We start from the raw sequence: 12731 nt of genomic DNA on the forward strand, positions 1-12731 counted from the left end.
GAGCGCTCACGGGCACTTGGCGCCCGGAGGCGGCCACCCGGTAGCGTGAGCCGACGATTCCATAGGTTGACACGTAGGAGTCCCGGTGACGCAGAGCGGACAGGGTGACGAGCAGCAGCTCCCTGCTGTACGGCCCGCGCACGAAGGTGTCGTGCTGCCCGCAGAGGGTGGTGCCCCCTGGACCGCGGGGGGCACCGGGGGCGGGCAGCCGGACCAGGCGGCCCCCGCGGGCGGGCAGCCCTGGGGCAGCCCCTGGGGGCCCGGCGGGTCCCAGGACGGCCACGCGGCACCGGGTCAGCTTCCACCGGAGCAGCCCCAGCAGGGCTACGCGCCGCAGCACGACCCGTACCAGCAGCAGTACGCGCCCCGGCACGACCCGTACCAGCAGTACGCGCAGCCGCTGCCGCCCGAGGCCGGGCACGGCCCGGCGCAGGGTGGGGACGCCGACGCCACGCAGTACATCGCGCCCGTACCCGGCGGCCACGGGCCGGGCGGGCTGCCGCCCGAGCGCGCCGCCGAGTCCACCCAGTACCTGCCGCCCACGCAGCAGGGCGACGCCGACGCGACCCAGTACATACCCCCGGTGCCCGGTGGCGCCCCCTACGGCATACGTCCCGGGGCCCCCGGCGACCGCCAGCCGCCCGCGGAGTTCGACAGCCTCTTCCGCAGCGACGAGACCGCGGCCGGGACGCAGCAGATGCCGCGCTACGACCAGGGCCGGCAGCAGCAGCCCCAGCAGGCGTACCAGGGCGGCCCGGCGCAGCCCCAGCCGCAGGGCGGACAGCCCTACCCGTCGGGTCTCCAGGGCCTCCACGGCAGGCAGGAGCCGGAGGACCAGGACCGCGGTCCGCAGCGCAAACGCTCCGCGCACATCCCGCTGATCGCCGCGGTCGTGATCGGCTGCGCCGTCATCGGTCTCGGTGCGGGCGCCCTGATGAGCGGCGGCGACGACCCCGAGGACGCCAAACAGCCCGTCGCCTCGCAGAGTTCGGCCGGCGGCGACGCCTCCACGCAGGCCGCCGACGACCCGGCGAAGCCGCAGGCCGAGGCGCTGGACAAGCTCCTCGCCGACAGCAACAACAGCCGCGCGGCCGTGATCGGCGCGGTGGAGAAGACCAAGAACTGCCGCGCCCTCGACCAGGCGGTCACCGACCTCACGGGCGCGGCCGGCCAGCGGCGCGACCTGGTGACCCGGCTGGAAGCGCTCAGCGTCGACAAGCTCCCCGCGAACGCCGAGCTCAAGGCCTCGCTGACCAAGGCGTGGCAGGCGTCGGCCGAGGCCGACGACCGCTACGCCGCCTGGGCCGGGCAGGCGAAGAACGACAAGAAGGTCTGCAAGGGCGGCCATGCCCGCTCCACGGACCAGACGGCCAAGGCGAACGCCGCCAGCGGTGAGGCCACCATCGCCAAGCGCGAGGCGTCGAAGCTCTGGAACTCCATCGCGCAGAAGTACGGGCTGACCGAGCGCGCACCCACGCAGCTCTGACACCGGATCGTGCGGGGGAGCCTCCGGCGCGGGTGACGCCGGAGGCCGTCGCCGGGGGTGACGACAGGTCAGCCGGCGTCCAGGAGCGTGTCCGTGACGTCGACGAAGCCCTTCTTCGACGCCGTGAGGCGGCCGTTCCTCACCACCTGGAACGTCACCTGGCCGTTGACGACGCGGGCGTGGGCCCGGGAGCCGACGCCGTCCTGGAAGCGCCAGCGCAGGGGTGGCGTGAGCCCGCCGGTGTCCACCTCGGTGCCGCGGTTCAGGTTCACGGAGACGCCGCCCGCCCAGATGTCGGGACGGTCCATGGCCTCGATGACGGCCTCGAGTGCGGTGTACGCGATCCAGGTGGTCTGCACCCCGGTGTCCTCGGGATCGACCTTGTTGTCGCCGAAGGCGTACTTCTGGATCACACCGCGCATCTTGTTCCAGCGCGCGTCGCCCGGGGCCGGGTACCAGCCGGTGACGTAGGCACCCTCGAAGGGGCTGGAGGGGCCGCCGGTACGGTTGATGAGGGGCTGGCCGACACTTCCGGCGACGGAGGAGATCCGTACGCCGCCTCCCGCGTCCCCGAGCCGGCGGAACGAGTCGAAGAAGGTCTCGGTGCCGTCGCCGAGCACCGCGGTCACGCACCCGTCGCCCGCCTCCTCGATGGCCTCGGCCGCCTGGTCGGCGTAGGACGTGGCCTCCTCGGGCGCGCGTATGTCGTGCGCCTTGGGCAGCCTGCGTTCGCGGAGGCTCACGTCGAGCAGTCCGGGCAGACTGTCGCCGACGAGGGTGTCGGGCCGCACCAGGGCCACCTGCCCGCAGTCGTCGGCCAGTTGCTCGCCGTTGCCGGCGACGAGCGCCGCCAGGCCCCCGTTGACCGGGTAGGAGATGTAGCTGGTGAACTCCTCGGCCGAGGCGCCGTATCCGCCGATGTACGGAATCCCGGCGGCCTCCAGCGGCGCGAGGAACGCCCGCCCGTGCCGGCTGTACGAGCCGACGACCGCGGCGACGTCCTTGTCGGCGGCCAGGCGCGCGCACTTGGAGGCGCCCTCGGGCGTGTCCTCCTCGCTGCAGGTGAGCACCCGCAGCTCGTGGCCGTCGATCCCGCCCCGCTCGTCGGTCCAGCGGGCGTAGGCCCGCGCCATGGCCGGCATGCCCGCCATGTTCACCGCGTCGGTCCCGGAGGTGTCCGGGGCCCAGGTCATCACCGTGACCGGTTTCCTGGAGCTCTCCGAGGCGCCGGGGAGGGAACCGCACCCCGACAGCAGGAGCGTTCCCGCCACCGCCGATGTGAGGAATCCGTAGGGGCGGTGTGGGCTGATGCGTCGCCGTCCGGTCATGGGCATGAACTTTTGCGGGCCACGGGTAACGCAGTGCCGTGCCCCGGGCGACACGGAGTGACGCGGAGGTGAATTGCGGGGGCCGGTGCGAGCCCGGCGCGGGGGAACGTACGATCGGCAACCGTGCAGCAAGGTTCGGAGAACACTTCCCGTCGCGGCCGTCGCTCCTCCACCATGGGCGGCATGCCGCTCAACGACATGCCGTGGTGGCGCTGGCGCAGCAACGTGCGCTCGGCGCTGCACATGCTCTCCGACCCCGTCTTCCACCACGAGTGCTGGCTGGCCGGCCAGGAAGGGTACGGGGACGTCACCGACGCCGTGTACCGCCTGGTCGAGGACACCTGGCTCGACAACTGGTCCGCCGAGAAGTACGTGGGCACGATCTTCCGTGACTCCGCGGAGGCCGCCCTCGTGGACGTCGCCGCCCTGCGGGTGCTGCGGATCATGCACCAGATAGGCGCCGACGCCCCCGTCTCCGCGTATCTGGAGCATCCGGGCTGGCCGGACGCGGTCCTGGCGGCCCGCGAGGCGCACGTGATGCTCGCCACCAACGACGCCGAGGACCCCGACGTCCCGCCGCGGTCGCTGGACGTGCTCCGCATCATGACCAGATCGGCGTGACGGCGGGACGGTGTGGCACCCTACGGGGATGACCGCGCCGCAGCCCGCCGAATCCGTACCCGCTGCCTCGGACGGCCCCGCCGAGCAGTACGTCCTCACGCTCTCCTGCCCCGACAAACAGGGCATCGTGCACGCCGTGTCGAGCTACCTCTACATGACCGGCTGCAACATCGAGGACAGCCAGCAGTTCGGCGACCACGACACCGGTCTCTTCTTCATGCGCGTCCACTTCTCGGCGGGCGCGGCGGCCGACGTGGAGAAGCTGCGGGCCGGCTTCGCCGCGATCGGCGACTCGTTCCGGATGGAGTGGCAGATACACCGCGCCTCGGACCGCATGCGGGTCGTGCTGCTGGTGAGCAGGTTCGGGCACTGCCTCAACGACCTGCTCTTCCGGTCCGGCACCGGCGCGCTGCCCGTCGAGATCGTCGCCGTCGTCTCCAACCACACGGACTTCGCCGAGCTCGTCGCCTCCTACGGCATCCCCTTCCGGCACATCCCCGTGACCCGTGAGAACAAGCCGGAGGCCGAGGCGCAGCTGCTGGAGCTGGTGCGCGGGGAGAACGTCGAACTGGTCGTCCTCGCCCGGTACATGCAGGTGCTGTCGGACGACCTCTGCAAGCAGCTGAGCGGGCGGATCATCAACATCCACCACTCCTTCCTGCCGAGCTTCAAGGGTGCGAAGCCCTACCACCAGGCGCACGCGCGCGGGGTGAAGCTGATCGGTGCGACGGCGCACTACGTGACCGCCGACCTCGACGAGGGGCCGATCATCGAGCAGGAGGTCGAGCGGGTCGGTCACGGGGTCACACCGGACCAGCTCGTCGCGATCGGGCGTGACGTGGAGTGCCAGGCGCTGGCCCGCGCCGTGAAGTGGCACGCGGAGCGCCGCATCATGCTCAACGGCCGCCGCACGGTCGTCTTCCCGTAGCCGGCCCTCCGCGGGCTCCCTACAGCCTGCTGAGCGAGGCGGCGGCGAACAGCACGTCGCGGATCGCCTCGCGGTCGCCCTCCTGCCCGGCGGCGGCCTCCACCGGCGGCACGTGCCCCGCGACCAGCCGGCAGAACTCCACGCCGTCGAGTGCCACCTGCGCGACCGTGTGGTCCGGGGAGCCGAGGGCGGCGGGCGAGTCCAGAGCGATGTACCAGTCGCCGCCGCCGCGGCCCTCGACCTCCAGGTGGAGGGAGCGGCCCGGCGCCCCTGCGCTCACGAGCTGCCTGGCCGGCGCCGCGAGACCGGCGCGGCGGCGCCCGGCCAGGGTGGCGGGCAGCAGCCGGGCCGCCAGGTCGATCATCCGGTTCAGGTGGGCGGCCGCCGGCGGCTCGTACGGGTAGTCCACCGCCTCCGCGATGTCCTCGCCGTGCACCCAGCACTCGAAGGCCCGCTCCAGGAGCGAGTCGTGCAGCGGGAGGGCGAAGCCTCCGTAGGGGACGGAGAGCTCGGCGACGCCCCGGCCCGCGAAGGAGACCGTGCGCACCAGGGCGTGGCTCTGGTCACGCCACGGCTCCCGCACGGTGCGGGTGGGCGGGCGCCGCGCGGCCGACCAGTACGACTCGGTGCGCTCGGTCGGCGACAGCGGCGTGTCGCCGCTGCCGAGCGGGTCGTCCAGGCCGAGTGCGCGGGAGACCAGGCCGTCGACCGCCATCAGGTGGCTGATCACTCCGGCTACCGTCGTCCTGCGGTTCACCTGGCGGTCGTCCTCGAACCACTTCAGCCGTACCGGCGCATGCCATTCCGAGTCGCCGATGTCCCGCAGCAGCGCGTCGAGCCTGGCCGTCTCCGCGTCGTACGGAGCGGCCCAGTCCGGGACGGGGATGCGCGCCGGACGGCGCCCGAGGCAGCCCTCCAGGACCCGGGAGCGCAGCATCGGGTCCAGGTCCAGCGTGCCGTCGGAGTGCAGCAGCCCGACGGCGTCGCGCAGCCGCAGGGCCTCGTCCGCGCACCGGGCGCACCCCGTGAGGTGCTTCTCCACCGCGGCCGTCTCCTCGGCGGAGCAGGCGGCCAGGGCCCAGGCACCGAGCAGCGATTTGAGGACCCGGTGGGGGAGCGCCTCGGGGACGTGGGCTGCCGCCGGCGGCACGTCCGCAGGCGGCAGGAACGCGCGGTCGTCCGCGGCCGCCCTCGGGCCGGGTATGCGGCGTTCGGCCGGTGTCCGTCCGTCGCGGTCGTCGCCGCCGTCGGCCCCGGTCATGAAGCGGGCCCGTGGCCGGGCGGTGACGACCCGGCCGGGGTCCGGGCGTCGGCGGTGGACAGCAGCTGCAGCCCGAGCCGCAGCCGGCGCCTGGCCTCGTCGCCGGTGACGCCGAGGTCGGCCGCCGTCTGGCGGTAGTCCCGGCGCTGGATGTACGCGAGCTCCAGGGCCGCGCGCAGCGGGGCCGGCATGGAGGCGACGATGTAGTCGGCGCGGGCGGCGGCGGTCGCGTGGAGCACCCGCTGCTCCAGTTCGTCGTCCCGCTCGTCCGTGTCGTCGGCGCCCCGGGCGGCGCGGAGCCTGCGTACGGCCTCGCGGTGTGTGAGACGTGCCACCCAGGAGCGCATCGAGCCGTTCCGGGGGTCGTACGCGTCGGGGTGCTCCCAGACGTGGCCGAAGACCTCGCGGGTCACCTGGTCCGCGGCGTCCTCGTCCTCGAGCATGCGGTGGGCCTGGCTGTGCACGAGCGCGGCGAACCGGTCGTAGAGCTCACCGAGGGCCGCCGCCTCGCCGCGGGCCAGCCGCTGCTGCATCCGGCGGTCCCAGCGCGGTGGTGCGTCCTTCACCATCCAGCCCCCAGCCCTGTTCCCCGCGTCACGTCGAATGTAGTCGGCGGCCTGGTCCGAGCACGTGTGTTTCCGGCAAGTACGTCCCCTGAGTGGCCTCGAATGATAGGGAATAGTGCGCGCTTTGCCGCTTGTTGATCGGGTAAACGCGCTGCGTGTGATCGCTTCCGATCGGATCCTGTGCCCGGCCCGAAGGGGACGGAACGGGGTTTCGTCCACGGCCGAGCGGGCAGCCGCGAGGAGGAACGGTAACTTCCGGATCCTCCGGAATCCCCGGAACGAGAGGCCGAGGCGCGTGACGCTGAAGGTGTACGAGACCGAGCAGGACGGGTGGACCGTGCTGCGGATCCGCGGCGAACTCGACCTCGTCAGCTCACCCGTCGTGCGCCAGTCCGTGCACGGGGCGGTCGCCGCGGGGCGCCACGACGTGGTCCTCGACCTCTCCGGTGTCCTCTTCTGCGATTCCAGCGGCGTCAACGTGCTGATCGCCTCCCGCCGCCTCATGAAGTCCTGCGGCGGCCGTCTGCGGCTGATCCTCCCGGCCCGCGGCGCGGTGGACGGCTCGCACGTCAACAAGGTGCTCGGCGCCCTCGGCGTGCGTCGGCTGTTCGACTGCTATCCGGACGCGGACGCCGCGACCGACGACGAGTCCCAGCCGCTCATCGCCTGACGCGGCGGGCCGTCACCGGGTCGTCACACCTCAGGGGGTATTCGGTGACACGGGACGCCGGCCGGCGTCGTACGCTCCCCGCATGGACAGCGCAGAGTACGAGCGCAAGATCGCGCACCGGTTCGCCGCCTTCGACCAGGACGGCAACGGCTACATCGATCGCGCCGATTTCAACGCCGCGGCGGCCCGCCTCCTCACCGAGTTCGGGACGACGGCCCGCTGCGACAGAGGCCAGGCCCTCTATTCGGGCGCCGAGGCCTTCTGGCAGGGCATGGCCGGCATCGCGGACGTGGACGGGGACCAGCGGGTCACCCGGGGGGAGTTCGTCGGAGGGGCCGTGAAGCGGCTGCGCGACAACCCCGACCGCTTCGCGGAGATCGCACGTCCCTTCCTGAGGGCGGCCCTCGCCGTGGCGGCCGGAACGGACCCCCGGGGGGCCGCCGGCGCCTCCGCCCCGGTCGCCTCGGTGGAACGCGCCCTGCGGGTGCTCGGTGCGCCCGACGACATCGCGAGCGTCGCGGCCCGGAGCCTGGACACCGACCGGGACGGGCGGATCGCGGAGGACGAGGCGGTCGCCGCACTCTCCGCGTACTTCACCGTGATCGAACCCGACGCGTAGCGTGCCCGCCCAACACGCCCGATGGAGGCAGTAGTTCGCGCCCTCCCCGGGCCCGGTCCGGCCGTCGCCGGACCCGGGCCCGGGGGTCCCTCCGGCGGTGAAGTGGCTGACGGGGAAGCGTACGGAACGTCATCGACCGGTGACCCGGAGCATCCGGAGCGCGGGCGGGTGCCGGGTGCGAGCCGTCACCGGGCGGAGTCACGGCGCGCCGCTCGGGTACGCTCGGGTGGATGCGAGTGGTACTGGAGCCCGAGGTTCCGGGTGTGGCCCCTGCGGCCGGCCCGGCCTGCGAAGGATGCCCTGCTCGCGGCCCACGCGGCTGCGCCGGACCGGCCGGGAGTCTGCTTCCCCGGGCGCGGAGGCGCGGCTGTTCGACTGTCCGCAGCACGCGTCGCACAGTATGCACCACGCGTACTCCTTCGCGCTGGAATATGCCCGAAGCGCTTGTTGCGGTGACTGTACGTCAACCATGCTGTGTCGCAGGGGAGTCACGTTCCGTGACCCTGAGGAGGCGCGAGGCGATGTGTCCGCCGGTTCGGATGGTGTGAGCGGTGCAGGTGCTTCAGGTGCAACTTGAGGTCGGGGCGGATCCCGCCGAAGTGGGACGGGCCCGCAGATGGGCGCGGTCCCGGCTGATCGGGTCCGGGGTGGAGGACGACGAGCCCCTCGCGGAGACGCTCATCCTGCTGATCTCGGAGCTCGTCACCAACGCGGTCGTCCACACCGGCTGTCCGGCCGTCCTGCGGATGCTGTTCGGCTCCACGGGTTCCTCGGAGACGGTCCGGGTCGAGGTGGCCGACACCAGCTGCCGGCCCCCGCAGCCGCGTCACGCGCGGGGCGAGGACACGGGGGGACGCGGCCTGGAACTCGTGGACGGTCTCGCGGACCGCTGGGGCTGGCAGCCGGAGGGCGCCGGGAAGCGGATCTGGTGCGAGGTCGACCGGGGCGGCCCCGTGATGGTCCCGGCGGCCCAGGAGCAGCCCGGCGACCGGGCACGGCTCTGAACGTCCGCCCCGCGTGCAGGCGTGTCCGTACCGTCCGCCGGCGCCTCAGCGTCCGGCCGTCGTCGCGCGGAACGTCCGCCGGTAGACCGTGGGGGACACCCCCAGCGCGGCCTGTACGTGCTGCCGCAGCGAGGTGGCCGTGCCGAACCCGGCCTCCCGCGCCACCTGGTCGACCGACAGGTCGGAGCACTCCAGCAGCTGCCGCGCCCGCTCCACCCGCTGCTGGGTGATCCACTGTCCGGGGCTGACACCCACCTCGTCGCGGAAGCGGCGGGTGAAGGTGCGCACGCTCATCGACCCCTGACGCGCCAGGTCGCGCAGCAGGATCGGTTGTTCGAGCCGCCCGAGCGCCCAGGCCCGCGCCGCGGTCGTCGCGGCGGACCCCCGCTCGGGAACGGGCCGCCGGATGTACTGCGCCTGACCGCCGTCCCGGTGCGGGGGCACGACGGTGCTGCGCGCCACCGCGTTGGCGACGGCGGTGCCGTGGTCGCGGCGCACGAGGTGCAGGCAGAGGTCGATCCCGGCGGCCACGCCGGCCGAGGTGAGCACGTCGCCGTCGTCGACGAAGAGCACGTCCGGATCGACGAGGACCTTGGGGAACAGCCGCTGGAAGTGATCCGCGGAGGACCAGTGGGTGGTGGCCGGGCGGCCGTCGAGGAGCCCGGCCGCGCCGAGGACGTAGGCGCCGGTGCAGATGGCGACCAGCCGCGTCCCGGGCCGGATGCGCGCCATCGCCGAGGTGAGTTCCCCGGTGAGTCGGCCTTCCTCCTGCACGGGGCCGAGTTCGTACGAGGTGGGTATGACGACGGTGTCGGCGGTGGCCAGCGCCTCCGGCCCGCGCTCGACCAGGATGCTGAAGTCGGCGTCGGTGCGGACCGGCCCGGGCGCACGGACCGAACACGTCACGGTCTCGTACAGGGCGCGGCCCTCGTCGAGCGGTCCCTGGCCCCGCGCGCTGCCGAAGATCCGCTGCGGGATGCCCAGTTCGAAGGGGAGGATCCCGTCCAGGGCGAGTACGACGACGCGGTGCGGCATGCGGTCTCCTGATCCTCGTCGGACTGGCCGCCGGCGTCCGCGGGCTGATAGACGTCGTGCCATGAAGGTGAAGCCGGCAGGACAGCCGTTCATTCCCGCCCCGTCGGCGCACCGCGCGGCCGCGGCGGCGGCCGCCCTCGTGACGGTGACGGCGGGGCTCGGCGTCCGGGCGGTGGCGGGCGGGGACTTCGCGAAGTACGCGGGGGACGCGCTCTACACCGTGCTGGTCCACACGGTGGTGGTGCTCCTCGCTCCGCGGGTGCGCCCCTCGGTGGCGGCGGGGGCCGCGCTGGTGTTCAGCTGGGCGGTGGAACTGGCCCAGCTCACCGGCGTACCGGCGGAGTTGTCCCGCAGGAGCGTGGTGGCACGGCTGGTGCTCGGCTCGACGTTCAACGCCCCTGACCTCCTCTGGTACGCGGTGGGTGCCGGGTGCGCCTGGGCCGTGCACGCCCGGCTGGTGGCGTGGCGTGCTGCGGGCCGCCCGTGATCCGGTTGGCCCGATCCCTGCGAAGGGTGTCTGTCCGGCCACTCGTCGGCGTGGCGCACCGGGACCGATGCTGGGCCGCGTGACTCAGACAACCGACAGCACGGCCGCCGCGGGCACCCCGCACGGGCTTCCCCGCCGACGGCGTGTCCACCGGGCGTGGATCGTCGCGGCCGTCACCTTCGTGACGATCATCGGCGGCGCGGCCTTCAACTCCCTCCCCGGGCTGCTCATCGACCCCCTCCACACGGAGTTCGGCTGGTCGCGGGGCGAGATCGGTCTCGCGGTGTCGATCGACATGGCGCTGTACGGACTGACCGCACCGTTCGCCGCCGCCCTCATGGACCGGTTCGGCATCCGCAAGGTCGTCGTCGTCGCGCTGAGCGCCGTCGCGGCCGGGGCGCTGGCGAGCGTCTGGATGACGGCCGCCTGGCAGCTGATGCTCTACTGGGGCCTGCTCGTCGGCCTGGGCACGGGATCGATGGCGCTCGCCTTCTCGGCGACCGTCACCAACCGCTGGTTCGTCGCCCGCCGGGGGCTGGTCACGGGCATCCTGACCGCCGCCGGGGCGTCCGGCCAACTGGTCTTCCTGCCGCTGTGCGCCTGGATCGTGGAGGAGCACGGCTGGCGTCCCGCCTCGGTGACCGTGGCCCTCGCCGCGGTCGTCGTCGTGCCGTTCGTCTGGTTCCTGATGCGCGACCACCCCGCCGACGTCGGACTCGCCCCGTACGGCGGCCCGTTCGTGGAGAAGCCGGCTCCCGCGACGGGTGCCGCCCGGCGTACCGTGCGCGTCCTCCTGGACGCGGCCCGCACGGGCCCCTTCTGGCTGCTCGCCGGGTCGTTCGCGATCTGCGGCGCCTCCACGAACGGCCTGATCCGCACCCACTTCGTGCCCTCGGCCCACGACCACGGCATGGCGATCACCGCGGCGGCCTCACTGCTGGCCGTCATCGGGATCTTCGACATCATCGGCACGGTCTTCAGCGGCTGGCTCACGGACCGCTTCGACGCCCGCCGACTGCTCGCGGTCTACTACGCGCTGCGCGGTGTCTCGCTGCTGTTCCTGCCGATGCTGATGGCACCGGCGGTGCACCCGCCGATGGTCTTCTTCATCGTCTTCTACGGTCTGGACTGGGTCGCCACGGTCCCGCCGACGCTGGCCCTGTGCCGCGAGCAGTACGGCGAGGACAGCGCGATCGTCTTCGGCTGGGTCCTGGCCTCCCACCAGGTGGGTGCGGCCCTGGTGGCCTTCCTCGGAGGCGTGGCACGCGATGTGACGGGTTCGTACGACATGGTCTGGTACGCCTCGGGCGCGCTGTGCGCGACGGCCGCGCTGATGGCCCTGATGGTCCGGCGGCGGAGTGAACCCGCGGACGCCCTCCGATCCGCGCCCGCCCGGCCAGCGGCCTGACGCGCACGGTCGGGGCGGCTCGACATCCACGTCCAGCCCGGTGGCGGTCGCGGGCCGGGCCCCGGATCCGTACGGCCGGGGTCCGGCCCGTGCACGGGCGGGATCAGCGCTTCGCCAGGCGCGCGGCTATCTTCCGCGCGTCCCGGGCTATTTCGCGCAGCATGCCGCTGATCGGGTTGGTGAACCCGGTGAAGTAGAGGCCCGGCGCGCCCTCCGGGGTGCGGGCGCCGTGGACGACCGGGCGTCCCCGGGCGTCCAGCACGCCCAGGTGCCCGACCATGCCCTCCAGGGCGCGGTCGTAGCCGGTGGCCGCGATCACCGCGTCCGGGGTGATCCGGCTGCCGTCCGCCAGCACCACACCGTCCCCGTCGAACGACGCGACGGCCGCGACGGGCACCACCCTGCCGCGCTTCACCGCGTCGATCAGGCCGACGTCCTGGACCGGGATCGCCCCCTCCTTGACCCGGGAGTACAGCCCCGTGTCCGGGCGGGGCAGCCCGTGCGCGGCCAGGTCGGGCACGGAGAGGCGGGTCATGAGGCGCCCGGCCCGGTCGACCAGCCGGACCGGCAGCCTGCGGACCAGGACGGCGGTCGCCTGCGCGGGCCAGCCGGCGGTCGAGCGGCGCACGATGTGCGGGGCGGTCCGGACCGCGATCCGCACCCGGGCCGCGCCCCCCTCGACCAGGTCGACGGCGATCTCCGCCCCGGTGTTGCCGATCCCGACGACGAGGACGTCCTTGCCGGCGTACGGCGCGGGGTCGCGGTACCGCGAGGCGTGCACCAGCTCGCCGGTGAAGTCCTCGCGGCCGGGCCAGGCGGGCACGCGCGGGGTGTGGTTGAAGCCGGTGGCCACGACGACCGCGCGACCGGTCAGCACGCGTCCGCCGGTCGCGCTCAGCTGCCACCCGCTGCCGTCCGCGGTCCGGTCGATCCGTGAGACCTCGACGCCGGTCACGACCTCCAGCTCGTGGTGCGTGGCGTACTTCTCCAGGTAGCGCACCATGTCGTCGCGCGACACCCAGCGGCCGAAGCGCCGGGGCATCGCCAGTCCGGGAAGGGCGGACCAGCGGCGGATCGTGTGCAGGTGCAGCCGGTCGTAGTGGCTGCGCCAGGAGGCGCCGACGTGGGCCGACTTCTCCAGGACCACCGTCCGTACGCCCTGCGCCCGCAGGGTCGCGGCCGCGGCGAGGCCGCCGGGGCCGCCGCCGATCACGTAGACCGGCCGGCCGTCGGCGCGGTCCTGGGGGGCGGGCTGGGCGTCGCGGGGGGTGGATGTGCTGTCTGGCATGGTTCGGAGCGTAATCGGACATGAACATGA

Annotated in this window: 13 protein-coding genes; 8 read left to right on the plus strand and 5 right to left on the minus strand. The window is 73.4% G+C overall.

Features of this window, described 5'->3' with window-relative positions; genetic code table 11:
* Nucleotides 1–85 precede the first annotated feature (85 nt).
* Nucleotides 86–1486 carry a hypothetical protein gene (locus tag OHT61_RS18720; protein ID WP_329039937.1) on the plus strand — a complete coding sequence of 467 codons (1401 nt, stop codon included), beginning with the start codon at nt 86–88 and terminating at the stop codon, nt 1484–1486.
* 68 nt (nt 1487–1554) lie between these two features.
* Here OHT61_RS18720 and OHT61_RS18725 read toward each other — a convergent pair whose 3' ends face one another.
* The gene (locus OHT61_RS18725; protein WP_329039938.1) at nt 1555–2814 is read right to left on the minus strand and encodes an ABC transporter substrate-binding protein; all 1260 of its coding nucleotides are present in this window, start codon (nt 2812–2814) and stop codon (nt 1555–1557) included.
* Nucleotides 2815–2988: 174 nt separating this feature from the next.
* Here OHT61_RS18725 and OHT61_RS18730 point away from each other — a divergent pair, with 174 nt between their 5' ends.
* Nucleotides 2989–3435: an SCO4402 family protein gene (locus OHT61_RS18730; RefSeq protein WP_329043315.1), complete on the plus strand. Its 447-nt coding sequence runs from the start codon at nt 2989–2991 to the stop codon at nt 3433–3435.
* A gap of 28 nt (nt 3436–3463) precedes the next feature.
* Nucleotides 3464–4363 carry a formyltetrahydrofolate deformylase gene (purU, locus tag OHT61_RS18735; RefSeq protein WP_329039939.1) on the plus strand — a complete coding sequence of 300 codons (900 nt, stop codon included), beginning with the start codon at nt 3464–3466 and terminating at the stop codon, nt 4361–4363.
* A 19-nt stretch (nt 4364–4382) separates the two neighbouring features.
* Here purU and OHT61_RS18740 read toward each other — a convergent pair whose 3' ends face one another.
* Nucleotides 4383–5624 (minus strand): maleylpyruvate isomerase N-terminal domain-containing protein, encoded by a 1242-nt coding sequence (locus OHT61_RS18740; protein WP_329039941.1) that lies wholly within the window; start codon nt 5622–5624, stop codon nt 4383–4385.
* Nucleotides 5621–6193, minus strand: a complete 573-nt coding sequence (locus OHT61_RS18745; protein WP_329039942.1) for an RNA polymerase sigma factor — start codon at nt 6191–6193, stop codon at nt 5621–5623. Before OHT61_RS18745 ends, OHT61_RS18740 begins: the two co-directional genes overlap by 4 nt.
* Before the next feature lie 292 nt (nt 6194–6485).
* On the opposite strand from OHT61_RS18745, the gene OHT61_RS18750 reads away from it, so the two are divergent.
* From OHT61_RS18750 to OHT61_RS18760, 3 genes are all read left to right on the plus strand, one after another.
* Nucleotides 6486–6860 carry an STAS domain-containing protein gene (locus OHT61_RS18750; protein ID WP_329039943.1) on the plus strand — a complete coding sequence of 125 codons (375 nt, stop codon included), beginning with the start codon at nt 6486–6488 and terminating at the stop codon, nt 6858–6860.
* Between the two features lie 82 nt (nt 6861–6942).
* The gene (locus tag OHT61_RS18755; protein WP_329039944.1) at nt 6943–7479 is read left to right on the plus strand and encodes an EF-hand domain-containing protein; all 537 of its coding nucleotides are present in this window, start codon (nt 6943–6945) and stop codon (nt 7477–7479) included.
* Between the two features lie 551 nt (nt 7480–8030).
* A complete protein-coding gene (locus OHT61_RS18760) occupies nt 8031–8483 on the plus strand; it encodes an ATP-binding protein (protein ID WP_329039945.1) in 453 nt (150 codons plus the stop codon).
* Nucleotides 8484–8528: 45 nt separating this feature from the next.
* Here OHT61_RS18760 and OHT61_RS18765 read toward each other — a convergent pair whose 3' ends face one another.
* Nucleotides 8529–9518: a GlxA family transcriptional regulator gene (locus tag OHT61_RS18765; RefSeq protein ID WP_329039946.1), complete on the minus strand. Its 990-nt coding sequence runs from the start codon at nt 9516–9518 to the stop codon at nt 8529–8531.
* A gap of 61 nt (nt 9519–9579) precedes the next feature.
* Here OHT61_RS18765 and OHT61_RS18770 point away from each other — a divergent pair, with 61 nt between their 5' ends.
* Together OHT61_RS18770 and OHT61_RS18775 are read left to right on the plus strand one after the other, a co-directional pair.
* Entirely contained in the window at nt 9580–10005 is a 426-nt protein-coding gene (locus OHT61_RS18770) for a ribosomal maturation YjgA family protein (protein ID WP_329039947.1), read from the plus strand.
* A 67-nt stretch (nt 10006–10072) separates the two neighbouring features.
* Complete coding sequence (locus tag OHT61_RS18775; RefSeq protein WP_329039949.1) at nt 10073–11413, plus strand: MFS transporter; 1341 nt, start codon at nt 10073–10075, stop codon at nt 11411–11413.
* Nucleotides 11414–11516: 103 nt separating this feature from the next.
* Here the strand turns inward: OHT61_RS18775 and OHT61_RS18780 are convergent, their stop codons facing one another.
* The gene (locus tag OHT61_RS18780) at nt 11517–12701 is read right to left on the minus strand and encodes a flavin-containing monooxygenase (protein ID WP_329039950.1); all 1185 of its coding nucleotides are present in this window, start codon (nt 12699–12701) and stop codon (nt 11517–11519) included.
* Nucleotides 12702–12731 lie beyond the last annotated feature (30 nt).

Origin of the sequence: Streptomyces sp. NBC_00178 (assembly GCF_036206005.1) — a bacterium.
Taxonomy (GTDB): Bacteria; Actinomycetota; Actinomycetes; order Streptomycetales; family Streptomycetaceae; genus Streptomyces.